Origin of the sequence: Rhodoferax sp., from assembly GCF_028714215.1 — a bacterium.
In the GTDB taxonomy this organism is placed as follows: domain Bacteria; phylum Pseudomonadota; class Gammaproteobacteria; order Burkholderiales; family Burkholderiaceae_C; genus Rhodoferax.
In genome coordinates this window covers 59,032-83,352 of sequence record NZ_JAQTMS010000007.1, presented here as the reverse complement: position 1 = coordinate 83,352, position 24,321 = coordinate 59,032, and the positions used below count along the sequence as shown (strand labels likewise).

23 protein-coding genes and 1 tRNA gene are annotated in these 24,321 nt (G+C 63.2%); 9 read left to right on the top strand and 15 right to left on the bottom strand.

The annotated features are described in order from the left end of the window. Positions 1 to 16: 16 nt before the first annotated feature. The 3 genes from PHS32_RS05190 to PHS32_RS05180 form a co-directional block, all read right to left on the bottom strand. Complete coding sequence (locus tag PHS32_RS05190) at positions 17 to 1,078, bottom strand: two-component system response regulator (protein WP_301077802.1); 1,062 nt, start codon at positions 1,076 to 1,078, stop codon at positions 17 to 19. A 136-nt stretch (positions 1,079 to 1,214) separates the two neighbouring features. Next, positions 1,215 to 2,000 (bottom strand): lipoprotein-releasing ABC transporter ATP-binding protein LolD, encoded by a 786-nt coding sequence (gene lolD / locus PHS32_RS05185; protein WP_301077801.1) that lies wholly within the window; start codon positions 1,998 to 2,000, stop codon positions 1,215 to 1,217. Beyond that, the gene (locus PHS32_RS05180; RefSeq protein ID WP_301077800.1) at positions 1,993 to 3,249 is read right to left on the bottom strand and encodes a lipoprotein-releasing ABC transporter permease subunit; all 1,257 of its coding nucleotides are present in this window, start codon (positions 3,247 to 3,249) and stop codon (positions 1,993 to 1,995) included. The genes lolD and PHS32_RS05180 overlap by 8 nt, the downstream gene beginning before the upstream one ends. A 52-nt stretch (positions 3,250 to 3,301) precedes the next feature. On the opposite strand from PHS32_RS05180, the gene PHS32_RS05175 reads away from it, so the two are divergent. Genes PHS32_RS05175 through PHS32_RS05145 form a run of 7 tightly spaced genes read left to right on the top strand, consistent with a single transcriptional unit; the run spans position 3,302 to position 10,503 of the window. Then, on the top strand, positions 3,302 to 4,240 hold the full coding sequence (locus PHS32_RS05175) for a phosphoglycerate mutase (RefSeq protein WP_301077799.1): 939 nt from the start codon (positions 3,302 to 3,304) through the stop codon (positions 4,238 to 4,240). Continuing rightward, positions 4,237 to 5,961, top strand: a complete 1,725-nt coding sequence (recJ, locus tag PHS32_RS05170) for a single-stranded-DNA-specific exonuclease RecJ (protein WP_301077798.1) — start codon at positions 4,237 to 4,239, stop codon at positions 5,959 to 5,961. Before PHS32_RS05175 ends, recJ begins: the two co-directional genes overlap by 4 nt. 55 nt (positions 5,962 to 6,016) lie before the next feature. Beyond that, positions 6,017 to 6,913, top strand: a complete 897-nt coding sequence (locus tag PHS32_RS05165; RefSeq protein ID WP_301077797.1) for a 3',5'-nucleoside bisphosphate phosphatase — start codon at positions 6,017 to 6,019, stop codon at positions 6,911 to 6,913. 6 nt (positions 6,914 to 6,919) lie between these two features. Continuing rightward, entirely contained in the window at positions 6,920 to 7,828 is a 909-nt protein-coding gene (locus PHS32_RS05160) for a DMT family transporter (RefSeq protein WP_301077796.1), read from the top strand. Positions 7,829 to 7,857: 29 nt separating this feature from the next. Then, complete coding sequence (locus PHS32_RS05155) at positions 7,858 to 8,490, top strand: L-threonylcarbamoyladenylate synthase (protein ID WP_301077795.1); 633 nt, start codon at positions 7,858 to 7,860, stop codon at positions 8,488 to 8,490. A gap of 12 nt (positions 8,491 to 8,502) precedes the next feature. Beyond that, a complete protein-coding gene (locus tag PHS32_RS05150; protein ID WP_301077794.1) occupies positions 8,503 to 9,171 on the top strand; it encodes a site-2 protease family protein in 669 nt (222 codons plus the stop codon). Between the two features lie 33 nt (positions 9,172 to 9,204). After that, positions 9,205 to 10,503 (top strand): tryptophan--tRNA ligase, encoded by a 1,299-nt coding sequence (locus PHS32_RS05145; protein ID WP_301077793.1) that lies wholly within the window; start codon positions 9,205 to 9,207, stop codon positions 10,501 to 10,503. 18 nt (positions 10,504 to 10,521) lie between these two features. Here the strand turns inward: PHS32_RS05145 and PHS32_RS05140 are convergent, their stop codons facing one another. After that, entirely contained in the window at positions 10,522 to 13,395 is a 2,874-nt protein-coding gene (locus tag PHS32_RS05140) for a M1 family metallopeptidase (protein ID WP_301077792.1), read from the bottom strand. A gap of 113 nt (positions 13,396 to 13,508) precedes the next feature. Between PHS32_RS05140 and PHS32_RS05135 the strand changes: the two genes are divergently transcribed. Together PHS32_RS05135 and PHS32_RS05130 are read left to right on the top strand one after the other, a co-directional pair. Beyond that, positions 13,509 to 13,598, top strand: a tRNA-Ser gene (locus PHS32_RS05135). A gap of 169 nt (positions 13,599 to 13,767) precedes the next feature. Beyond that, complete coding sequence (locus tag PHS32_RS05130) at positions 13,768 to 14,838, top strand: MBL fold metallo-hydrolase (protein WP_301077791.1); 1,071 nt, start codon at positions 13,768 to 13,770, stop codon at positions 14,836 to 14,838. Positions 14,839 to 14,929: 91 nt separating this feature from the next. Here PHS32_RS05130 and PHS32_RS05125 read toward each other — a convergent pair whose 3' ends face one another. The 11 genes from PHS32_RS05125 to lepA form a co-directional block, all read right to left on the bottom strand. Next, entirely contained in the window at positions 14,930 to 15,439 is a 510-nt protein-coding gene (locus tag PHS32_RS05125) for a C40 family peptidase (RefSeq protein WP_301077790.1), read from the bottom strand. 105 nt (positions 15,440 to 15,544) lie between these two features. After that, positions 15,545 to 15,907: a translation initiation factor Sui1 gene (locus PHS32_RS05120; RefSeq protein ID WP_301077789.1), complete on the bottom strand. Its 363-nt coding sequence runs from the start codon at positions 15,905 to 15,907 to the stop codon at positions 15,545 to 15,547. Positions 15,908 to 15,932: 25 nt separating this feature from the next. Further along, positions 15,933 to 17,027: a beta-N-acetylhexosaminidase gene (gene nagZ, locus PHS32_RS05115; protein WP_301077788.1), complete on the bottom strand. Its 1,095-nt coding sequence runs from the start codon at positions 17,025 to 17,027 to the stop codon at positions 15,933 to 15,935. 32 nt (positions 17,028 to 17,059) lie between these two features. Then, positions 17,060 to 17,494 carry a holo-ACP synthase gene (gene acpS / locus PHS32_RS05110; protein ID WP_301077787.1) on the bottom strand — a complete coding sequence of 145 codons (435 nt, stop codon included), beginning with the start codon at positions 17,492 to 17,494 and terminating at the stop codon, positions 17,060 to 17,062. 22 nt (positions 17,495 to 17,516) lie between these two features. Beyond that, positions 17,517 to 18,287, bottom strand: a complete 771-nt coding sequence (locus tag PHS32_RS05105) for a pyridoxine 5'-phosphate synthase (RefSeq protein WP_301077786.1) — start codon at positions 18,285 to 18,287, stop codon at positions 17,517 to 17,519. Then, a complete protein-coding gene (recO, locus tag PHS32_RS05100; RefSeq protein WP_301077784.1) occupies positions 18,284 to 19,036 on the bottom strand; it encodes a DNA repair protein RecO in 753 nt (250 codons plus the stop codon). Before recO ends, PHS32_RS05105 begins: the two co-directional genes overlap by 4 nt. Next, on the bottom strand, positions 19,023 to 19,967 hold the full coding sequence (gene era, locus PHS32_RS05095; protein WP_301077855.1) for a GTPase Era: 945 nt from the start codon (positions 19,965 to 19,967) through the stop codon (positions 19,023 to 19,025). The genes recO and era overlap by 14 nt, the downstream gene beginning before the upstream one ends. Positions 19,968 to 20,117: 150 nt before the next feature. Continuing rightward, positions 20,118 to 20,804, bottom strand: coding sequence for a ribonuclease III (rnc, locus tag PHS32_RS05090; RefSeq protein ID WP_301077783.1), 687 nt, complete (start codon positions 20,802 to 20,804; stop codon positions 20,118 to 20,120). 25 nt (positions 20,805 to 20,829) lie between these two features. Then, positions 20,830 to 21,183: a DUF4845 domain-containing protein gene (locus PHS32_RS05085; RefSeq protein ID WP_301077782.1), complete on the bottom strand. Its 354-nt coding sequence runs from the start codon at positions 21,181 to 21,183 to the stop codon at positions 20,830 to 20,832. A gap of 88 nt (positions 21,184 to 21,271) precedes the next feature. Next, positions 21,272 to 22,237, bottom strand: a complete 966-nt coding sequence (gene lepB, locus PHS32_RS05080) for a signal peptidase I (protein ID WP_301077781.1) — start codon at positions 22,235 to 22,237, stop codon at positions 21,272 to 21,274. After that, positions 22,237 to 24,048: a translation elongation factor 4 gene (lepA, locus tag PHS32_RS05075; RefSeq protein ID WP_301077780.1), complete on the bottom strand. Its 1,812-nt coding sequence runs from the start codon at positions 24,046 to 24,048 to the stop codon at positions 22,237 to 22,239. Before lepA ends, lepB begins: the two co-directional genes overlap by 1 nt. Positions 24,049 to 24,321 lie beyond the last annotated feature (273 nt).

The following is a 24,321-nucleotide window of genomic DNA, read 5'->3' as shown; positions in this document are numbered from 1 at the left end:
GGGGGCTCGGGCCAGCTCATGTATCGAGCAGCCGGTCGTAAATGACGGCAAACCGGTCCGCCCGCTGCACAAAGCAGGTCAGCACTTGCGGGTCAAAGTGTCCCGGCTGTACCCGTCCGTCGCCCTGGCTGATGATGTCGACCGCGCGCGTGTGGTCGAACGCGGGCTTGTAAGGACGCCGGCTGCGCAGCGCGTCGTAGACATCCGCGATCTGCATGATGCGCGCCGCGAGCGGAATTGCCTCGCCCCTGATGCCATTGGGGTAACCACTGCCGTCCCAGCGTTCATGGTGATTGAGCGCGATGTCGCAGCCCATTTGAATGTAGGGCGAACTGCTATTGGAAAGAATCTTGGCGCCCAGGGCGCTGTGCGTTCGCATGACGCGCCACTCCTGCTCGGTGAGTGGGCCCGGCTTGAGCAATATGTGGTCTGGAATACCGATCTTTCCGACATCGTGCATGGTGCTGGCCAGGAAGATGACGTCGTGGAATTCGGCTGGCATCTCCAGGGCATGGGCCAGTTCACTGCAGTAATGGCTGATGCGTTGCACATGACGGCCGGTGTCCTCGTCCTTGTGCTCCGCCGCGCGCACCAGCGAGAAGATGGTTTCCCGATAAGCGTCGTTGAGTTGGTCCGTGCGTTGCCGGACCTGTTCTTCGAGAATGCGGTTGTGGTGGGCGAGGAAATCGCCATATTCCTTGAGCCGCAGAAGGTTGCGCACGCGAACCTGGAGGTCGGCCCGATCGATCGGCTTGGTCAGGAATTCCTCCGCGCCAGCTTCCAGCGTGCGCAGCTTGGACTGGCGGTCATCGAGCGAGGTCACCGCAATGATGGGCACCGCCCGGGTGCGCGGATCGGCCTTGAGCTGGGACGCGGTCTCGAAGCCGTCCATGTCGGGCATCATGATGTCGAGCAGGATCAGATCGGGAGGATTGGCGGTTGCCAGCGCCAGGGCGGCGCGCCCGTTGCCAGCGGTAACGGTGCGGTAGCCCTCTGCCTTCAGCAGGGTCTCCAGCAACTTGACGTTGCGCTCCTCGTCATCGACAACGAGGATGGTGGCTGACTTTTTTGAACTCATAGCCTCCTCCTATGCCTCCCGGCAAATTCCAGTTCAGGCTGGGTCAATTGCGCCGATGCGGATCAGCCCCACCCGGAACTGAAATGAGGTTAGCATGAAACAGGTTTTGCTTGCAATCAGCCCAATCAGAAGCCTGTTATTTTCTAATGACAATGCTTGCCGGCGCCGACAATTTGCCTTGCACCAGCCGCAATTGCCGGCCGCAACGGGCCGCCAAAGTCTCGTCATGGGTGACGACGATGAAGGCGGTGCCTTGCGTGCGCGCCAGTTCCAGCATCAACTCGAAGACGCCGTTGGCGCTGCCGCGGTCCAGGTTGCCGGTGGGTTCGTCGGCCAGCACGCAAGCCGGCCGCGTCACCAGGGCGCGGGCGATGGCCACGCGCTGGCGCTCGCCGCCGGAGAGTTCGGCCGGGCGATGCTGCAAGCGATCCTGCAGCCCGACGCTGGCCAGCATCTGTGCCGCGGTTTGCGCCGCGTCGTGGCGCGCCTGGCGCCGAATCCACAAGGGCATGGCAACGTTGTCCAGCGCGCTGAATTCGGGCAGCAGGTGATGGAACTGGTAAACAAAACCGAGGTACTGGTTGCGCAAGCGGCCCTGCGCGGCGGCGCTCTGCCCGGCCAGGTCTTGCCCGTTGAGTTGCACCACGCCGCTGGTCGGTGCGTCCAAGCCACCCAGCAGATGCAACAAGGTGCTTTTGCCGGACCCCGAGGCACCGACAATGGCCAGCGTCTCGCCGGCGCGCACGTCCAAGTCCACGCCTTGCAGCACCGTGACATCGAGACGGCCTTCGGTAAAACGCTTGGTCAGCGCGCGGGCGCTTAGAACAACGGCTTCGCCGCCGGGCCGCCCCAAGGCGAAGTGCGCCCCCTCGGGGGGCAGCGAAGTACGCGCAGCGACAAGCGTGGGGGTCATGTCACTCATAGCGCAGCGCCTCCGCCGGGTTCACCTGACTGGCGCGCCAGCTGGGGTACAGCGTGGCCAGAAACGCCAGCACCAGCGAGATGACGGCAATCGGCACGATATCGGCCTGCTGCGGCTCGCTGGGCATGCGGCTGATCAGGTAAATGTCTTTAGGCAAAAAGCTGGCGTGGAACAATTGCTCCAGCGCCGGCACGATGACGTCGATGTTGAACGCCACCCCCAGGCCCAGCGCCAGACCGGCGAAGGTGCCGATAACGCCCACCATGGCGCCCTGCACCACAAAAACGCCCATGATGGAGTGCGGGCTGGCCCCCAGGGTGCGCAGAATAGCGATGTCGGCGCGCTTGTCGGTCACCGTCATCACCAGCGTAGACACCAGGTTGAAGGCCGCCACCGCCACGATCAGCGTCAGGATGATGAACATCATGCGTTTTTCCACCTGCACCGCGGCAAACCAGGTACGGTTCTGGCGCGTCCAGTCGCGCACCACCAGGTCGCCGCTCAGGCTGCGTGCCAGCTGCGCGCCGACCTCACGCGCCTGGTGCAGGTCTTTCAGTTTGACCCGCACGCCGGTCGGGCCTTCCAGGCGGAAAATCTTCGCCGCATCGTCCATGTGCATCAGCACCAGCGCCGAGTCGTACTCGTAGTGGCCCGAATCGAAAGTTCCCACCACCGTCATTTGTTTCAGGCGCGGCACCACACCGGCCGGCGTGACCTGCCCGCTGGGTGACACCAGCGTGACCTTGTCGCCCCGGCGCACGCCCAAAGAGCGCGCCAGTTCGCCACCCAGCACAACGCCGAACTCACCCGGAACCAGGCGCATCAGGGCGGAGTTTTTCAACTCCACGGCGAGGTCGGTCACGCTGGGCTCCAGCGCCGGGTCAATGCCCCGGACCATGGTGCCCTTCATGTCCTCGCCTCTTGCCAACAAGGCCTGGGAGGCGATGAAAGGCGCGGCACCCAGCACCTCGGGATTGGCCCGCACTTCGGCCAGTGTGCGCGCCAGATCCGGCAAGGCGGCGCCGCTGGGCGCGAAAATCTCGATGTGCGAGACCACGCCCAGCATGCGGTCGCGCACCTCTTTCTGAAAACCATTCATCACCGACAGAACAATGATCAGTGCCGCCACGCCCAGCGCGATACCCAGCATGGAAACGCCCGAAATAAACGAGATGAAGCCATTGCGCCGGGTCGCCCGACCGGCCCGCGTGTAGCGCCAGCCAAGAATAAGTTCGTAAGGAATTTGCATGAACGCAAGGGTTGGAAACAGGCGCCATTGTGGCATCCCGCACAATCAGCCCATGCACCTCCTGATTCCGTTTGCTTTTTGCAGTTCCGAGGGCTGCGCCACGGCCCTGCGCAGCCTCAAGCTGCCACAGCTTGAAAAACTGCTGGCGCGCCTGGCACCCGGGCCGCTGGACCAGGGCGATCTGTTCAGCCTGTCGCCACCGCATGAGCGTGCGCTGGCCCGAGCCCTGGGCCTGCCGGTGGCCGACGGCATGATTGCCTGGGCAGCATTGGATGCCAGGCAAAGCCGGAGCGCCGGCGGCGCCTGGGGCTTCATCACGCCGTGCCACTGGCAAGTCGGCAGCAAGCACGTGGTCATGAGCGGCTCCATCCTGCCGGACTTTCCCGAGCCGGAGTCGCAGGCGCTGCTGGCCGCCATGCAACCCTACTTTGAAGAAGACGGCATCAGCCTGCACTACCAGCAAGCCAGCACCTGGCTGGCCCACGGCGAGCTATTCGACGGGCTGGCCAGCGCATCGCTGGACCGCGTGGCCGGGCGCCAGGTGGCCGGCTGGCTGCCCCCGACCAGCAACGCCGCCAAGCTGCTGCGTCTGCAAAGCGAAATGCAGATGCTGCTCTACAACCACCCGGTCAACGATGCCCGCGCGGCCCGTGGCGCGGTGCCCGTCAACTCGTTCTGGCTGAGCGGCACCGGAGCCCTGCCACAGCCGCCCCAGCCAGCCGCCGCCGACCCGGCGCCGCAGGTGGTGAACAGCTTGCGCGAGGCCGCCCTGAACGAAGACTGGGCGGCCTGGGCGCAAGCCTGGACGGCACTGGACGCCACCGAATGCGCCACGCTGCTGAAGGCGCTGGCGCAAGGGGACAGCGTGCAGTTGACACTTTGCGGCGAGCGCCACGCGCAGACTTTTGGGCCAACGCAAACGAGCCGGCTGACACGACTGAAGCAGCTGTTCGGCAACCCGCCGGCAGCCACCGTGCTGGAACAACTATGAAGCTGATCACCCGCGACATTCCGCCGCGCAGCGCCTGGGCGCTGGAACAGGCCGGCGTCCACCCGCTGCTGGCCCAGCTCTATGCGGCACGCGGCGTCAACAGCGCCGAGGAACTTGACGCCGGCCTGGCCCGGCTGCTCCCACCCGACACCTTGCTGGGCAACCGCGCCGCTGCCGCTCTGCTGGCCGACGCCATTGGCCTGGACAAAAAAATCTGCATCGTCGCCGACTACGACTGCGACGGCGCCACCGCCTGCGCCGTGGGCCTGCGCGGCCTGCGTCTGCTGGGCGCTAAACACCTGAGCTACATCGTGCCGGACCGCGTGGTCGATGGCTACGGCCTGACACCACCGATCTCGCAGCGCGTCAAGGACAGCGGCGCCGATCTGCTGATCACGGTCGACAACGGCATCGCCAGCTTTGACGGCGTGGCGACGGCGCGCGCCCTGGGCTTGCAGGTGCTGGTGACGGATCACCACCTGCCCGCCAGCGTGGACGGCGTGGTCCGACTGCCGGATGCCGACGTCATCGTCAACCCGAACCAGCCGCTGTGCAATTTCGAGAGCAAGTCCATCGCCGGTGTCGGCGTCATGTTTTACGTGCTGCTGGCACTGCGCGCGGAGCTGCGGCGGCGCGGCCAATTCGATGCAGCCACACAACCCAAACTGGATGCGCTGCTGCCACTGGTCGCACTGGGCACCGTGGCCGATGTGGTGAAGCTCGATGCCAACAACCGCCGACTGGTCGCGCAAGGTTTGAAGAGAGTGCGCGAGTTGGCCATGCCCGTCGGACTGGCGGCGCTCTTTGTTGCGGCCGGGCGGCAAGCCAAGGCCGCCACCACCTTCGACTTCGGCTTTGCGCTGGGGCCGCGCATCAACGCCGCCGGGCGCCTGTCGGACATGACGCTGGGCATCGAATGCCTGCTCACCGACGATGCGGCGCGCGCCGCCGAACTGGCGCAAACACTGGACGGCATCAACCGCGACCGGCGCGAGATCGAAGGCGGCATGCGGGAGCAGGCCCTGGCCATTGCCGAGTCCTTGTTTCAGGAGGAAGCGGAGCCGCCGTCGGCGATCTGCGTCTTCGATCCCGATTTTCATGAAGGCGTGGTGGGCATCGTGGCGTCGCGCATCAAGGACAAGCTGCACCGCCCGGCCTTCGTCTTTGCCCGCAGCGGCGCACCGGGTCACGAACACGAACTCAAGGGCTCGGGGCGCTCGATCGCCGGCTTTCACCTGCGCGACGCGCTGGACCTGGTGGCCAAGCGCCATCCCGGCGTGTTGCTGCGTTTTGGTGGCCACGCGATGGCCGCCGGCTGCACCATTGCGAGTGAGGATTTCACCACTTTTGCGCAGGGCCTGAGTGGGGTGGCGCAGGAGTGGCTGGACGCCGCCACGCTGATGCGCCGCCTGGCCACCGATGGCCCCCTGAAAACCGAGTACCGCCGGGTCGAACTGGTGGACGTGCTGCACAAGGAGGTATGGGGCCAGGGCTTTGCGCCACCGACCTTCAGCGAGGAGTTGGAAGTGGTGTCGCAGCGCCTGGTCGGCGAGAAGCACCTGGCGCTCAAACTCAAGCACCAGGGCCAGCCGGTGGACGGCATCTGGTTTGGCCATACCGAGCCGCTGCCGGCGCGCGTCAAACTGGCGTTCCGGCTCGATGCCGATGCCTGGAACGGGATGCGCCGGGTCCGATTCTTGATTGAGGCGGCCGAGTTGTAGTTCGATAAAGACCCGTCGCAGTCAACAGAAAAACGCAAAAGCCTAAAATGGACTTGTGACCCCCCTCAATGCCGATCTCCATTGCCACTCCACCATCTCCGATGGCACCCTGACTCCCGAAGCGCTGGCGGCACGCGCCAAGGCCCATGGCGTCGAGCTGTGGGCTCTGACCGACCATGATGAAATAGGCGGCCAGCAGCGCGCCCTGGCGGCAGCCCAGGAGGTCGGGCTGCAATACCTCAGCGGCGTCGAGATTTCGGTCACCTTCATTCACCAGACGGTGCACATCGTGGGCCTGGGTTTCGATCCGCAAGACCCGGTGTTGCGGCGCGGACTGGTGCAGACCCGGGGCGGCCGCGGGCAGCGCGCCATGGCCATGTCGGCGCAACTGGCCAAGGTCGGCATCCAGGGCGCCTATGAAGGCGCTTTGAAGTATGCCGGCAACCACGATTTGATCTCGCGCACCCACTTTGCCCGTTTTCTGGTGGAACGCGGCGTCTGTCGCGACACCAATGAGGTGTTCCGCAAGTACCTGACCGAAGGCAAACCCGGCTTTGTGGAACACCGCTGGGCCAGCCTGAAGGATGCGCTGAGCTGGATCAAAGGTGCCGGCGGCGTGGCGGTGCTGGCGCACCCGGCGCGCTACAAGTTCAGCGCCAACGAGGAATTTGCCCTGTTCACCGAATTCAAAAGCCACGGCGGAGAAGGCGTCGAAGTGGTGACTGGCAGTCACAGCGCCGCCGAGTACCTCAGCTACGCCGACACGGCCCGCGAATTCGGCCTGGCGGCCTCCCGCGGCAGCGACTTTCACAGCCCCGACGAGAGCCACACCGAGCTTGGCACGCTGCCCCCCCTGCCGGCGCAATTGACGCCGGTGTGGGAACTGCTGGCGGACCGGATCCAGAACCGGCCCCACCCGATCCCGGCGGCACTGGCCGCCATCGGGCACTGAGTTCCGATGTCCTTCTGGCGTAGCCGCCAAGGCGGCGGCATTTTGCTCATTGTGCTGGCCACGCTGGCTTTTGCCGCGCTCGACACCGCCACCAAATACGCCGTGGCGCTGGCACCGGTACTGATGCTGTTGTGGTTTCGCTATGCGTTTCAGGCGGTGCTGACTTTTGTCCTGCGCTTTCCGGTGCAAAAACTCGGTCTGCTTAAAACCGCCAATCCACGCTTTCAGACCTTGCGCGGGGTGTTGCTGCTGATCACCAGCGCCTGCTCGTTTTTCGGTCTGCAATACCTGCCGGTGGGCGAGTTCACCGCCATGGTGATGCTGTCGCCGCTGGTGGCCACGGGGCTGGCCGCCTGGGTCCTGAAAAATCACGTCTCGCAACAACGCTGGCTGCTGATGGCGACCGGGCTGGGCGGCGTCCTGCTGGTGGTGCGTCCGGGCGGCCAGGTGTTCAGTTGGGCCCTGCTGTTTCCGGTCTTGCTGGTCACCACTTATGCCTGGTTTCAGGTTCTCACCAGCCGCTTGAGCGCTGAAGAAAACCCCTATACCACCCACTTCTACACCGGTCTGGTGGGCATGCTGGCGATGAGCCCGATCGTGCTGTTCAGCTGGAGCTGGACCGCCTTGCTGGCGCATTGGCCCTGGTTTGTGCTGATCGGCTTCCTGGGGACTTTTGGCCACCTGATGCTGATCCGCGCCTTCATGCGGGCCTCGGCGCCGGTGCTGACGCCTTACCTCTACACCCAGATCGCTTTTGCCACGCTGTCGGGCTGGCTGTTCTTCAGCCATGTGCCGGACGCACTGGCCTGGCTGGGCATTGCCGTGATTGCGGCCAGCGGCGTTGGCAACGCCCTGCTGCCGGCGCATCAAGTGGCCAAGCCGCTGCGCGCCGGGACCGACCCGGCCGACCGCTGAGCGCCCCGGGATTCGCCGACAATACGGCCATGGCCCAGTTCTTTGAAGTTCACCCCGACAACCCGCAAACGCGCCTGCTCAAGCAAGCCGTCGCCTTGCTGGAAAAAGGCGATATCCTGGCGGTACCGACCGACTCCAGTTACGCCCTGGTGTGCCATCTGGACGACAAGGCGGCGGTCGACAAGTTGCGCCGCATCCGCGGCATCGACGACAAACACCAGTTGTCCTTGTTGTGCCGCGACCTGAGCGAACTGGCCAACTACGCGCGGGTCGACAACCGGCAGTACCGGCTCATCAAGTCTGCCACGCCAGGCCCCTACACCTTCATTCTGGAGGCCAGCAAGGAAGTGCCGCGGCGCGTCAGCCACCCGGCCCGGCGCACCATCGGCATGCGGGTCCCGGAGCACAAGGTGTTGCAGGCGCTGCTGGCGCTGCACCACGGGCCTTTGCTGGCGACCACTTTGATCGCGCCGGGCGAAACCGAGCCGCTGAACGACGCGCAAATCATTCTGGAGCGCTACAAGAACCAGATTGCCGCCGTCATCGACGCCGGTGCCTGTGCCCGGGAACCGACCACCGTGGTGGACCTGAGCGGCGAAGAGCCGGTGGTGCTTCGGCAGGGGCGCGGTGCCTTGGCGGCCCTCGGGCTTTCAACCCTCTGAGACAATAGCCTGATGGACATTGCACACCTGATTCAAACCATCGCCCTTTATGCCTTGCCGGTACTGTTTGCCATTACCGTGCACGAGGCCGCGCACGGTTACGTGGCCCGGCATTTCGGCGACAACACCGCCTACGTGCTGGGGCGCGTCACGCTCAACCCGCTCAAGCACATCGACCCGATGGGCACCATTCTGATGCCGCTGCTGCTGTACTTTGCCACCTCCGGCGCCTTCCTGTTCGGCTACGCCAAGCCGGTGCCGGTACGCTTCGGCAACCTGCGCAACCCGAAACGCGACATGATCTGGGTGGCGCTGGCCGGACCGGCCGCCAATTTCATCCAGGCCCTGCTGTGGGGCGTGCTGCTGTTTGTGCTCAAGGGGAGCGGCGTGTCGGAGCCCTTCTTTCTCCAGATGGCCCAGGGCGGCGTGCTGGTCAACGTGGTGATGTTCGCCTTCAACCTGTTTCCCTTGCCGCCGCTGGACGGCGGCCGCATCCTGGTCGGTTTGCTGCCTTACCGGCAAGCCGAATTTGTTTCCCGCGTCGAGCCCTGGGGCTTCTTCATCGTCATGGGTCTGGTCATCGCGGGCGTCGTCAGCAGCTTGTGGATGCGCCCCCTGATGGCGCTGACCTATGGTCTGCTGGACCTTTTGTTGACCCCCGTTGCCATGCTCTTTGGCTAGTACTCACGCATCACCCGCAAAGTTTTTTTCTCCATGAATTGCAAGCGTTTTCTGACCGGCATCACTCCGTCCGGCACACCCCATCTGGGTAATTACGTCGGCTCCATCCGCCCCTCGGTGCAGGCCAGCCGGCGCCCGGAGGTGGAAAGTTTTTATTTTCTGGCGGACTACCACGCGCTGATCAAGGTCGACGAGCCGGCGCGCATCCAGCGCTCGACGCTGGAAATCGCGGCCAGCTGGCTGGCCGCCGGGCTCGACCCGGAGCGCGTCACCTTTTACCGTCAATCCGATATTCCGGAAATCACCGAGCTGACCTGGTTGTTGACCTGTGTGACTTCCAAGGGCTTGCTCAACCGGGCTCACGCCTACAAGGCGGCGGTGGACCAGAACACGGCGGCGCAGCAGGAACCGGATGCCAACGTCAGCGCCGGCCTGTTCATGTACCCGGTGCTGATGGCGGCCGACATTTTGATGTTCAACGCGCACCATGTGCCGGTGGGACGCGACCAGGTGCAGCACATCGAGATGGCGCGCGACATCGCCCAGCGCTTCAACCATCTTTATGGCGAACACTTCACCCTGCCGGAAGCCGCCATCGAAGAAAACGTAGCCACCCTGCCGGGGCTCGACGGCCGCAAGATGAGCAAAAGCTACGACAACCACATTCCGCTGTTTGCGCCGCGCGCGCAATTGCGCAAGCTGATCGCCGGCGTCCTGACCGACTCGCGGGCGCCCGGCGAGCCGAAGGAAACCGAAGGCTCGGCCCTGTTCCAGATCTACCAGGCTTTTGCCAGCGCCGAGGAAACCGCCGCCTTGCGGCAAGCCTACGCCGATGGCATCGGCTGGGCCGATGCCAAGCAGTTGCTGTTTGAACGCATAGACCGCGAAATAGCGCCCATGCGCGAGCACTACACGGCGCTGATGGCGGCACCCGCCCAGATGGAACAGATCCTGCTGGCCGGTGCCGACAAGGCGCGCCAACTGGCCAGGCCCTTCACGGCCGAGTTGCGCCGCGCCGTCGGCCTGCGCGACCTGCGCACGTCGACCACGGCAACCAAGGCGACCAAGACCAGCAAGGCGGCACTGCCGGCCTTCAAGCAATACCGTGAGCGCGACGGCAAGTTTTATTTCAAGCTGCTGGAGCCGGGCGGCCGCCTGCTGCTGCAAAGTGCCGGTTTCGATTCGCCCCAGGACGCTGCCGGTGCCATGGCGCTGCTGCGCGAACAAGGTGCCCCGGCGCTAGGCGGGCTCAAGCCCGCGTTGCAAGAGGTGGCCGGCGTCAGCGCAGAAGACATCGCCACCGCCTTGCGGCAACTGGTCGCCAGCGAGTAGCAAACGGACCTCGGCGCGTCAGCGCTGCGTCAAAAAACCGGTCAGGCTGTCGCGCTGTGCATCGCGGTAGACCGCGCACAAGCGGATGCGCTCCAGTGACTGCGCCAGGCTGTTGCTGCCGCCGGGGTAGGAGCCCAGCCGGGGCGCGAAGAACTGCTCCACGGCCAGCGCCTTGTCTGCCGCGCAGAAGTTGGCAAAATAGTTCGGAAAGCGGCCCACCGACTCCTTGGGCAAGCGCGCTGCAATGGCGTCGAAATTGGCGCTGACGAAGGCTAACAAGCCCTCGCGCAGCGCAGCGCCGCCCTGGTGCTCCCGACCAGCCGGCAACAGCTCCCGAATGTCGTGCAGCGGCGACAACCACAACTGATGCGCCGCCAACGCCAGCTCGGGTGCCACAAAGCGGGCCAGCGCGCCATAGATGTCGCGCCGCTCGGATCGATCTTTGCTGGCTCGGGCGGCCTGCACCAAGGCATCAAAAAGGGCGCGGTCGCCATCGATGGCCGCGCTGCGCAACACCAGGCCGCGGCTGGCCACCTCCAGCGCGCCGCGGTCCTTCAGCCAGGCCTGCGTCAGTTCGCGCGCTTGCGCGCGCAAGCCGCCATCCTGCCCGGCCTCGACCAGGCGCCCCAGCCAGCGCGCCCGGATCAGGCGGTCATCGTCCGAGTCGCTGCTCTTTCCGGTCAAGCCCAATGCGTGCGCCCGTTCGCCAAAAGCACGCTGCCATAGCGCGGCATAGGCGGCACGCTGGTCAGGCGCAATCAGGGGCTCCATCTTGGCGATGATGCCCAGGGCCGCCTCCAGCACCTCGCGGCGCGCATGGCCGGTATAGCGCAGCGCCAACGCCAGGGCGTCGGCCACCGGCAGATCGCCGGACTCGGTCAGGGCTTGCGCATCGTCCAGATCGGCCAGAATTTCGCTGACGCTCAGATCGGCATCCATCATGAGTTTGAGTAACTGCCCCGGGCCATAGACCGGACGGTAATAGCCCACGCCATCGGCGTTGGCCTCGACCCAGGCCGGGCAGGCGGTGTCGGGCAAGGGCAGGCTGCCGGTGGCCTCCTTGAGCAGGATGCGTGTCCGCCCCGCCGGCGTGCGCACCGTCACGGGGATCTGCCACAGCGCTGCCGGCGCTGCCGCCGAGCCGCGAGCAGCCTGTCGGGCTTGGAACGTGGGTGCGACGGGGGTGCATTCGGATGCAGCGCTAGGCGCGTCGACGAAGCTTGGGCGGGTCCCAAGCGAGTCGGCGCAACGACGCGAAGCGCCGAATTCACCCCCGGCCCGTTGGGTTGGAGCCAAACGGGGCGTCTGCGGCGTTGCAACGCTTGCCAATGGGCCCGCCATTGGCTGCGCGCTGCGCCTAGCATCCCTCCCCGTTTGGCTCCAACGCATCCCGCGCTCCAAGCCCGACAGGCTGCTAGGCAAAAAGCGCGATTGCGATAGTCTCAGCAGCGGCTTGTCCTGGCAGACCAGCGTGACGCTCAGGCGCGGGATGCCGGGCTGCCCGGTAAAACTCCGGAAGGCCGCCGCGAGTTCCGGCTGCCCGGCGGCCAGCGCTGCATCAAAGTCGTCGCCGGTGGCGCTGCCCCAGGCGTGCCGGGCCATGTAACGCTGCACGCCGGCCTGGAATGGAGAGTCCCCCAGCCAGTTTTCAAACATGGCCAGAGTGGCTTGCCCCTTGCTGTAAGTGATGCTGTCAAAAGCACTCTCCAGCGACTCTGGGTCGTTCACCGGTTGCTGGATACGCCGCGCCGACAGCAGTCGATCGGCCGCCATGGCCTCGGCCCTGGCCTCTTGCGTGCCGGTCTCGAAACGCCATTCGGGCATCACCTGGGCCGTGATCTTGTCGCCCATCCAGGAGGCAAAGGATTCGTTGAGCCAGAGGTCATCCCACCAGGCCATGGTGACGTAGTCGCCAAACCATTGATGGGCCAATTCATGCGCCTGTATTTCGACAAAGCTGCGTTTGAAATTGGCAGTTTCCTCGGCTTCCCTGGCGAGCAGTAAGCGCGCGGCAAAAGTCACCAGGCCCGGGTTTTCCATGGCGCCGAAATTGAGGGTGATCGGCAGCGCCATGACGTCCAGCTTGCCATAGGGATAGGCAATGCCGAAGTAGGCCTCCAGTTGGGCCAGGATGGGCGGCGTCATGCGGGCGGCGTAGCGCGCCTCGGCAGCGCGTCCGCGCGGCGTGATGAAGCGCAGCGGCGTGGCACCGACCCGGCCAGCGTCCAGGATGTCGAACGGCCCGACACCGAACGCCACCAGGTAGCTGGGCAAGGGCGGCGTGGTCAGGAATTCAACCCGTTTCAGGCCATGGGCCAACGCCACTTCCCTGGCCACCGCGGTATTGGCCACAGCCGTCAGCTTGGCCGGAATGGTCAAGGACAAGGTCCACGGCACTTTCCAGCGCGGCTCGTCGAACACCGGAAAAGCGCGGCGTGCATCGGTCGCTTCAAACTGGGTGAAGACGTACCAGTCGGCGCCCTCTTTTTGCCGGAACAAACCCTGGCTGCCTTTGTCATCGAGGCGGCCCCGGAACGCCAGCGTCAATTCGCCCGGCCCGGCCGGCACCGGCGCGGCAAACACCAGATCGAGCAAGTTGCTGTCGGCCACCCGGGCCCTGGCGGCGTAGGTCTTGCCAGCCCTCTTCAGCACAGCGGAAGTCACCACAATGTCGCTGGCGTTCAAGCGGATGGTGCGGGTCGCGGCTTTGATGTCCAGCGCAATCGACACCTTGCCGCTGTGCGTGGATCGCGCCGGATCGAGCGTCAAGGCCAGCCGGTACGACAAGGGCGCAACACCATCGGGCAAGCGCATCGGCAGCGACTGCGCGGCCGCCCACAGCGGCAAGGCAAAGAGCAGGAAATACAGACCGGCGCGCAACATTCGATTCATCGCTTGTTCTCCCCCTATACGAGTTTATTTACAGTGCCTTCAGACCGTGTCGCACGACATCAGGCGGCCCGACGCGGGTCGGTCGGCTGGTATAATTTCACCTGTTTGACACCGGAGAGATGGCAGAGTGGTCGAATGCGCTGGACTCGAAATCCAGTATACGGTCAAACGTATCCAGGGTTCGAATCCCTGTCTCTCCGCCAACCAGTCTGAGCCCTTCCCCGCGAAGGGTTCTTTTTTTTCGGCCCAGCCCCGTGCCAGGCCGGCCACGGCCCGTTGCCGGCAGCGACCGTCCCGTTCGATGCGCCATCCACTACCGGTCCGGGGAAGCACTATCATGTTCCTGACCGATTCCTGCGAAGGCCGCCCAACATGACCGAAACACCGCTTCCAAGAGAGCGGCTGGAAAAACCAGCACTCATCTATCCGTTCGAGGCGCCGCCCGGAATGGGCCAGGTGATCGAGATCGCGCCCGGTGTGGTCTGGATGCGCATGCCCCTTCCCTTTGTGCTCAATCACATCAATGTCTGGGGTCTTGAAGATGACGACGGCTGGGCCGTGGTGGACACCGGCATCAGAACCGACGAAACCCTGGCGGCATGGCGCCAGATATTTTCCAGCACGACAGAGCAACGTCCGCTGACCAGAATCCTGGCTACCCACATGCACCCGGACCATATCGGCATGGCGGGCTGGTTGACGCGCAAATTCAATTGCCGTCTGTGGATGACGCAACTGGAATACCTGAACTGCCGCGTGCTGACGGCCGACACCGGCCGCCCGGCGCCAGAGGATGGCGTCATGTTCTACCGCAAGGCCGGTTGGAGCAATGAGGCCATCGAAAAATACCAGACCCGCTTCGGCAACTTTGGCAAATATATTCACGCCTTGCCGGAAAGCTATCGCCGCATCAAGGATGGCGAAGAAATCAGGATTGGCGCCCATAGCTGGCGCGTCATTGTCGGCACTGGCCATTCGCCGGAGCACGCCTGCCTGTATTGCGCCGACCTGAAGTTGCTTATTTCGGGCGACCAGGTTTTACCGCGTATCTCTTCCAACGTGTCGGTCCACCCGACCGAGCCCGACGCCGACCCGATGCAGCAATGGCTGGCGTCCCTGGCCAAGCTCAAACGTGAGGTGCCTGATGATGTGCTGGTCTTGCCATCGCACAACGACTGCTTTCGCGGCTTGCACGCCCGGCTGGACTATCTGGCCACGTCGCAGGAGCGCACACTGGAGCGCTTGCGCAAGACGCTGAGAGAACCCAGGCGCGCCGTCGACGTGTTTGCGGCCCTGTTTGGCCGCAGTATCGACCCGACCGACGACGGCCTGCTGAACCTGGCCACCGGTGAGAGTCTGGCCTGCCTGAACTATCTGCTGCATCGTGGCGAGGTGCGGTGCGAGCTTGACGCGGCTGGCGTGGCCCGCTATCAAATGCTCTGACAATTGCCTGTTGAACGGCCTTGTTCCTCGACCGGCCGATAGCGCCGCATCACGACCGCCCAAGCTACGAGCAGGCGTGCTGATCACGGCATCAAGGTCGCCGGAAAGCCACTTGCTGACTGGCCCAGTATTTTGAGTTCAATTGGTCGAGCCGAACTTCGCCGCCCGTTGAGGGGGCATGAACGAAACGGCCGCTGCCAACATAAATGCCGGCATGGGTCACTTCATTTTGTTGGGCAAACAGAACCAGGTCGCCCGAGCGCACGTTTTCAGTACTGACAGGCAGGCCCCAAGCATGCATTCGCGAGACGGTACGAGGTGGCGCCAACCCGGCCCGCGACTGGTAGACGTAGCCAATCAAACCGCTGCAGTCAAACCCCGAGTCGGGTGTGTTGCCCCCATATCGATAGGGGGTACCGACAAGACCCACGGCATACATGGTGATGTCCATCGCCTGTTCGGGCGAGAGTCGCGACGGAGTGATGGCCGCATCGATCGACGCCGGACCGCCGCGCATCGAGGGTGCCGTCGTGCATCCGGCCAGCGCGAGCAGCGTCAATAGCGCAAGAATGGCGAGTCGGCTACGGAGGCGGCGGTTCATGTCGGCATTTTGACGATGGACGCGGCCAAAGGCAAGACTCCTCTGGCCAGGCCGATACAGATTGCGGCGGCTGCCCTGGCGCCGGGGTCGTCGTGCTGTCGCCGCTCAGCCACCGGCCCGCTTGACGACGAAGCCCTGTATTTTCAGCACCTCGATAACGCGGTCGCGGTGATCGCCCTGGACTTCAATCACGCCGTCTTTCACCGTGCCGCCGGCACCGCAGGCGGCCTTGAGTTGCTTGCCCAGAGCCGCCAGGGCCTGCGCCTCCAGCGCGACGCCCCGCACCAGGGTCACACCCTCGCCGGCGCGGCCCTTGGTCTCGATCGATACCCGCACCACACCGTCCGATGGTGGACCGGCCGGCGTAGCGCTGCAACGGCAACCGGCCACCGGCTGGCGGCAGCGCGGACACATGCGCCCACTCTCGGTGGAGTAAACCAGGCCACTACTTGCAGGTCTGTATTTCATACAGCTGACGGCACCCAGTGTCGGATCAGGGCACCAGATCGAGCGCGTGCATGTAGTCCGGCTGCACCATCAAGGCATCCCAGTGCGGGGTTTGAATGCGCGGCAGCAGCGCGCGACGGCGCTCCTCGCTGCCCTCCTGGGGCTGCCACTGGCCTTTGAGCTGGGCCTCGGTCAGCCCGTCGATCAGCGCGTCCACGGCATGGCCGCCGCCCGCGCTGCTGGCCAGCGTCTGGTTGCACAGCAACACCATGTCGCAGCCGGCGCTCAACGCCATGACCGCCGCCTGCGTGTAGCTGAGTTGTTGTCCATCAATCGAACGCGCGCCGGCCATCGACAGGTCGTCGCTGAAAATGGCTCCACCAAAGCCCAGCTGGCCGCGCAGGATGTCGTTCAGCCAGCGCGACGAAAAACCGGCCGGCCGAGTGTCAACCTTGGGGTAGATCACGTGCGCCGGCATGACGCTGGACAGGCTGGTGTTGAGCCAGCCATAGGGCGCGGCATCATCGGCCAGAATCGCTTTCAGGCTGCGCCGGTCGACCGGAATATCGGTGTGCGAATCGGCTTTGACGAAGCCGTGCCCCGGAAAGTGTTTGCCGCAATTGGCCATGCCGCTTTGCAGCAGACCGTGCATCAGGCTCTTAGCCAGCAGGCTGACGACACGCGGGTCGCGGCCAAAGGAACGGTCTCCGATGACGCCGCTGGCACCAAAATCAAGATCGAGCACCGGCGTGAAGCTCAAATCGACACCACAAGCCCGCAGCTCGGACCCCAGCACGAAGCCGCAGGCGGTGGCCATGTTGCAGGCCTCCAGCGCGGCACTGCCGGCAGCGCCTTTGCCATCGTGCAGCCAGCGCTCACCCAAGGCCCGCATCGGCGGCAGATGGGTGAAGCCGTCGGTCTTGAAGCGCTGTACCCGGCCGCCTTCGTGGTCAACGCAAATCAGCAGGTCGTGCCGCAGCTTCTTGATGTCGCGGCAGAGTTGCGTCAGTTGCGCGCGATCCTGCCAGTTGCGGGCAAACAGGATGACGCCGCCCACCAGGGGGTGCTTGAGGCGCTGGCGGTCGATTTTGCTCAGACCGAGGGCGGCGATGTCGATGATCAGGGGCGCATGTTGTGTCATGGGGGTCTCGATAGGAACGCAATGGGATGTTGTCAAAAATTTGCTGCGCTGCTTTGATGAACGCTGGAGCCACTGCCCGTGGTTTCTACCACGCAGAAACTGGCGGCGTAATCGGTTTCGTCGGTCACGCTGACCAGCGCGGTCAGGCCACGGGATTCAAACCATTCTTTGAGCGCGCCATGCAGCACGACGACCGGTTTGCCGCTGGCCAGCTTGCCGATCTCGCACAGGCGCCAACTCATGGGTTGGCGCATGCCAAGGCCAATGGCCTTGCTGAAGGCTTCCTTGGCGCTGAAGCGGGTCGCCAGGTAGCGCACGCCACGCTCGGGCCAACGCGCGCTGCGGGCGCTCCAGGTGGCGAACTCGGCCTCGCTCAGGATCTTCGCCGCGAAGCGCTCGCCGTGTCGCGCCAGACTGGCACGAATGCGGCGCACGTCGCAGATGTCGGTACCGATGCCGTAAATCATGCAATGCCCTGACGGCCCCGGTTCAGGAACGGCACGACCGCCCTTCATGAATGCAGCGCAGGTAATCCTGTACGGTGGCGCAGTAGCCCAGTTCCAGCGCGTCGGCGATCAGGGCGTGGCCGATGGAGACCTCGGCGACACCCGGTACCTGTCGGATGAACTGGGCCAGGTTGTCGCGGTTCAGATCGTGACCGGCATTGACACCCAGACCGGCGTCCAGCGCGGCTTGCGCGGCGGCGGCAAAGCGTGCCAATTGGGTCTGCTGCTGGGCGCCGCCCCAGGCGGCGGCATAGGGTTCGGTGTAGAGCTCGACGCGGTCGGCACCGACCGCTTTGGCCGCCGCCATGGCCGCCGGGTCGGCGTCCATGAACAGGCTGACGCGCAGGCCCAGTTCCTTGGCCCGCACAATCAGCGGACGCAGACGGTCGGCATCGGCCGGAAAATTCCAGCCGTGGTCGCTGGTGAACTGGCCCTCGCTGTCGGGCACAAAAGTGACCTGGTGCACCGGCAGCTTGCGTGAGCGCAGGTCGCGCACGCAGTCCATCAGATTGTGCAGGGGGTTGCCCTCGACATTGAACTCGCGCTCCGGCCAGGCTTGCAGCAGTGCGGCCAGCTCGCGCACGTCGCCGGCGCGGATATGGCGCTCGTCCGGGCGCGGGTGCACCGTGATGCCGTGGGCTCCGGCTTGCAGGCACAAAGTGGCGGCACGGGTGACGCTGGGAATACCCAGATGGCGCGTATTGCGCACCAGCGCCACTTTATTCAGGTTCACAGAGAGAGCGGTTGTATTCATAAGGATTGCAGGTCAATCATCATTTGCCGGGTGCGCAAGTTTGTCACCCCGCAATGGTAATTCAGCAGCGTGCGCAATTGCGGCTTGAGTTCGGCCATCACCTCCGAGCAGGCGCGCAAGGTGGCGGTGAAGGGCGCTGTGTTGAGCAGCGACTGTTGCAGCGCCACCCACTGGGCGCCGCTGAGGCTGGCGCGGTCCGCCGCATTGGTCTGGCGCAAGCCACCCTCGGGCACCAGGCTGTAGCGCGCCTGCTGGTCCAGCCCCAGCAAGGTCATGGTCTGGGCGTCCAGCAGGGGCAGCAAGCCAATCTCGCGCAGCAGCAGCAGTTCAAAGGCGCGCAGCGCGGACTGGAGAGCCTCGCCATGCTCGGAGGCAATCACCTGCACCACAATGGCATACACATCGAACAGCCGCGGGTGCGGATCGTCGCGCGCCAGCAGGGTCAGCAACAGCTCGTTCAGATAGTAGCCCGACATCAGCGCCTCGCCGCAGGGCATCACATGACCGCCCTGCCACTCCGCGCCTTTGAGGGTGCGAATCTCGGCATCACCGCCGAAAGACAGGTGCAGCGGCTGCAGCGGCAGCAGAATCGGGCGAAAACTGGAACTGGGCCGCTTGGCGCCCTTGGCCACCAACGCAATGCGGCCGTGGTGGCGCGTGAACACTTCCAGGATCAGGCTCGACTCGCTCCAGTCGTAGCGGTGCAGGACGTAGGAGGGTTCGTCAGAGATGCGCTTACTGGTAACCAAAGCTGCGTACCCGCGCTTCGTCGTCGGCCCAACCGGAGCGTACCTTGACCCACAACTCGATGAAGACCTTGGCGTCCAGCAGTCTTTCCAGCTCGACCCGGGTTTCAGTGCCAATGCGCTTGATGCGCTCGCCCTTGTCGCCAATCACCATGGCTTTGTGGGTGTCGCGCTCGACCACGATGGTGGCGGCGATCTTGAGCAGCCGTTTTTGCTTGCCACGACCTGGCTCTTCCTCGAACTTGTCGATCACCACGGTCGAGGTGTACGGCAGTTCGTCGCCGGTCAGGCGGAACAGTTTTTCGCGCACAGTCTCGCTGGCCAGGAATTTCTCGCTGCGGTCGGTCAACTCGTCCTCGGCGTACCACCAGGCCTGCTCCGGCAGGAAACGCTCGCAAATGCCCAGCAGACGTTGAATGTCCTTGGCGTTCTTGGCCGACATCGGGACGAACTCGGCAAAGGCGCGGCGCTGCTGCATCTCCTGCAACCAGGGCGCAATGTCGGCCCGGCGTGTCACCTGATCGAGCTTGTTGGCCACTAACAGGGTGGGAATATCCTTGCTCAAAAGGTCCAGCACCTTGGCATCGGCCTGGTTGAACATGCCGGCCTCCACGACAAACAGGATCAGGTCCACATCGCCCACCGCGCCGAGCACCGTTTTGTTGAGCGAACGGTTCAGTGCGTTCTGGTGGCGGGTCTGAAATCCTGGCGTGTCGACAAACACAAACTGGCTGGCGCCCTGGCTGTGGATACCGGTAATGCGGTGCCGCGTGGTTTGCGCCTTGCTTGAAGTGATGCTGATTTTCTGGCCCACCAGGGCGTTGAGCAAGGTCGATTTGCCAACATTGGGTTTGCCGACGATGGCGATCAGGCCACAGCGCTGGCCGGCAACGGGCGACCCCGCCGGGGCCGCTCCACGCAGGTCTTTGAGCATGCTTTCCAGGTCATTCTGCCCTTCCGGCCCGGTCGCCTGCGCTGAAGCCGTTGTCTTTTTTTCAGTAGTCATATTTTGTCGCCGGATTGCTGCCAGGAAAAATGCGCGTCCCCAAGGGCAGTGCGCCGTGCGAAATGAAAAACGGGGGGCTCATGTCTTGACTTTGGCCTTGATGGTTTGCAGCATGGCACTTGCCGCGGCTTGCTCGCCCGCACGGCGCGAACCACCAATCCCGCGCTCCGAAAAATTGAGCTCCAGAATCTCGCATTCGACATCAAATGTCTGCTTGTGCGCCGCCCCCAGCGTGCCAATCACCCGGTACAGCGGCAAGCTCATTTTGCGCGCCTGCAGCCACTCCTGCAGCTCGGTCTTCGGGTCCTTGCCGATAGCCGGCATCTCCGGATTGATTTCGACGGCTTTGAAGAGACGATGAACCAGGTTTTGCGCTGCTGCAAAACCGGCGTCCAGATAGACTGCGCCGATGATGGCCTCCAGGCCGTCGGCCAGAATGGAAGGTCTTTTTTGACCACCTGAGCGGGCCTCGCCTTCGCCCAGACGAATGACCTCGGGCAAACCCAACTCAAGCGCCAGCAGATGCAGCGTGTCCTGCTTCACAAGGTTGGCACGGACCCGCGACAAATCACCCTCGGGCAGCGCGCTCAGGCGCTGAAAAAGCAAGTCGGCCACCGCCAGGTTCAACACCGAATCACCCAGGAACTCCAGGCGCTCGTTGTGATCCTGCGAGAAACTGCGGTGCGTCACCGCGCGGGTCAACAGACCGGGATTCGAAAATTCATGCTGCAAACGGCCTTGCAGCGCCGCCAGACCGTCCTTCACGTGCCCATACCTCTGCCGGGGCGCACTATTTCGAGCGTCCGCTGTATTTGAGAGTCAGGTACCCGGGACCGGCCAAGTGAATTTCGCGCTGATAGGCGAAATTGACGACGATTTTGTCGTTTTCCTTGGTCACCTCGATATCTCTGCCGGTAATGGATTTGATGTTGTCGACAGCGGCCGCCTTGTCAAAAATACTGCGCACTTCAGCCACCGAGGTACCTTCCTTGGCCTTGTCAGCGGCTTTGAGAATCGCCTGGTATTCAATCGCCGTGGGCACAATTTCCGCGATGATGACGCCGCTCACCGCCAGCAAACCGCCGATCACCAAAAGCCCCAAAAAAGACAAGCCACGCTGCCTGGACCTGAACTGAATCGTCATACATTCTCCAAATCAGTCGAGAGACAGTGGCTGCCCGCGCGACGGTGCCACCATTTGTCCCACAAAGTTTCCCAATCGCATAGCAACTTCAATCGAAAGACCCGATGCGCTTCAAGTTGCTGAAGTTCATCCAGACCCAGAAAGCCTTGCCAACAATGTTTTTGTCCGGCACAAAACCCCAATAGCGAGAGTCCAGCGAATTATCGCGGTTATCGCCCATCATGAAGTAGTGACCTTCGGGCACCTTGCACACCACGCCTTCAATACTATAGCGGCAGTTTTGCTTGAAAACAAAGTCGTCCGCGCCCGGAACAAAGGCCGGACGGTCATCGTCGTTGAGCAGGCGATGCTTGTGCTGGCCCAAAGTCTCCTGATACTGTTTGAAGTAGCGCATCACGTCTTCATCAAAGAACTCCGGAACCGCCACCGTCTCGATTGCCTTGCCATTGATGGTCAGGCGCTTGTTGAGGTAGGCTACTTCGTCACCGGGTGTGCCGACCACCCGCTTGATGTAATCCAGGCTGGGTTTGGGCGGGTAGCGGAATACCATCACGTCGCCGCGCTGGGGCTTGTTGCCTTCGGTGATCTTGGTGTTGATCACTGGCAAGCGCAGGCCATAGTGAAACTTGTTGACCAGAATCAGATCGCCCACCAGCAGCGTGGGAATCATGGAGCCGGAGGGAATCTTGAAGGGTTCAACCAGAAACGAGCGCAGAAAAAACACGGCAACGATGACCGGAAACAGGCCGGCGGTCCAGTCCAGCCACCAGGGCTGTGCCAGAATGCGCGCCCTGGCGTCGGCGACATTGTCATCGACCTGGCTGATGCCCATCTTGCCCAGTTCTTGCCGGCGCTCCAGCGTCTGCGATTCAAGCAGCGCGGCGGCTTTTTGACGTCCCGGCAAGAAGTAAAAGCGTTCCAGAAACCAGTAAATACCGGTTACAACGCTTGCCAAAAATAACAGGAGCGCGAAGTTGCCTTCGACCACGCCAAAATACCAGGCACCGATATAGCCGGCGAAGGCTGCCAGAATGAGAGAGGTCAGAACTTGCATCAGTCTTCCACCTGCAAAATTGCCAAGAATGCCTCTTGCGGCACTTCAACCGAACCAATTTGTTTCATGCGCTTCTTGCCTTGTTTTTGCTTGTCCAGCAGCTTGCGTTTACGCGTAATGTCGCCGCCATAGCACTTGGCGATGACGTTTTTGCGCAGCGCTTTGATTGTCTCACGGGCGATGATGTTGGCGCCGATGGCCGCTTGAATCGCAACGTCGTACATCTGGCGGGAAATGATCTCGCGCATCTTGGCAACCACGGCCCGCCCGCGGTATTGCGCCTGCGAACGGTGAACGATGATCGACAAGGCATCCACTTTTTCTCCGTTCAGCAAAATATCCACCTTCACGACATCCGCCGTGCGGTATTCCTTGAACTCGTAATCCATGGACGCATAGCCGCGCGAGACCGATTTCAACTTGTCAAAGAAGTCCATCACGATTTCGGCCAGCGGCATCTCGTAGGTCAGCATCACCTGGCGGCCGTGGTACGCCATGTTCATCTGCACGCCACGCTTCTGGTTGGCCAGGGTCATGACCGCGCCGACATAGTCTTGCGGCATGTACAGATGGACCGTGACGATGGGCTCGCGCACTTCATCAAGACGGCCCTGGTCCGGCATCTTGGACGGGTTCTCGACCATCTTCACGGTGCCGTCGACCTGCACGACCTGGTACTCCACGCTGGGCGCCGTGGTAATCAGGTCCTGGTCGAACTCGCGCTCCAGACGCTCCTGGACAATCTCCATGTGCAACAAACCCAGGAAGCCGCAGCGGAAACCAAAACCCAAGGCCTGCGACACCTCGGGCACATACTGCAACGATGAATCGTTGAGCTTGAGCTTCTCCAGGCTGTCGCGCAGGCCTTCGTACTGATTCGCCTCGGTCGGATACAGACCGGCAAACACCTGCGGCTGGATTTCCTTGAAACCGGGCAGCGGCTCGGTCGCCGTGAACGCGGCACCACCGGTGCCGGGTTTGATCAAGGTGATGGTGTCCCCCACCTTGGCCGCCTGCAATTCGCGAATGCCGGCAATGATGTAGCCGACCTCCCCGGCTTCGAGGGCTTCGCGCGACTCGTTGGCGGGCGTGAACACGCCCAGGCCGTCGGCGTTGTAGGTCGTATCGGTGGCCATCAACTTGATGCGCTCTCCCTTGGCCAGGCGCCCATCAACGACACGCACCAGCATCACGACGCCAACGTAATTGTCGAACCAGCTATCGACGATCATGGCACGCAGTGGCCCCGCGGGGTTGCCCCTGGGCGCGGGTATTCTGGCCACCACGGCTTCCAGGATGTCATCGATACCCATGCCGGTCTTGGCCGAGCAGGCAATCGCGTGCGTGGCATCGATGCCGATCACATCTTCGATTTCAACTTTGGCGTTATCCGGATCCGCGTTGGGCAAATCCATCTTGTTCAAAACCGGCACCACCTCGACACCCAACTCGAGCGCGGTGTAGCAGTTGGCCACCGTTTGCGCCTCCACACCCTGGCTGGCGTCGACCACCAGCAAAGCGCCTTCGCAGGCAGAGAGTGAACGGCTCACCTCATAAGAGAAGTCGACGTGCCCCGGTGTGTCGATCAGATTGAGGTTGTAAATCTGTCCATCGCGCGCCTTGTATTGCAGCGCCGCAGTCTGCGCCTTGATGGTTATCCCACGCTCTTTCTCGATATCCATTGAGTCCAGCACCTGCGCTTGCATCTCACGTTCCTGCAAGCCGCCGCAGCGCTGAATCAAACGATCCGCAAGTGTCGATTTGCCATGATCAATGTGCGCAATGATGGAAAAATTTCTGATGTGATTCATCAACGAGAACACTTAAGTGATTGAATTAAAACGAGGAGGGCCAAGAAAAAAGGGCGCGTCGAATGCTGACGCGCCCTGAACCAACAATCATTGGCAACTGCGAAGGTTGGAACTTCATTGTAGGCAAAAAGATGGCAAGGTACAGCCCCGAAAACCTGGATGACCAGTCGTTGCAGTACAGCAACAAGAAATTTATACACAACTTATTAACAAAATTCGGGAACGACTATCTGGACAACTTGTGGGTGAACTGTGGACCGCCTGTGAATCGAT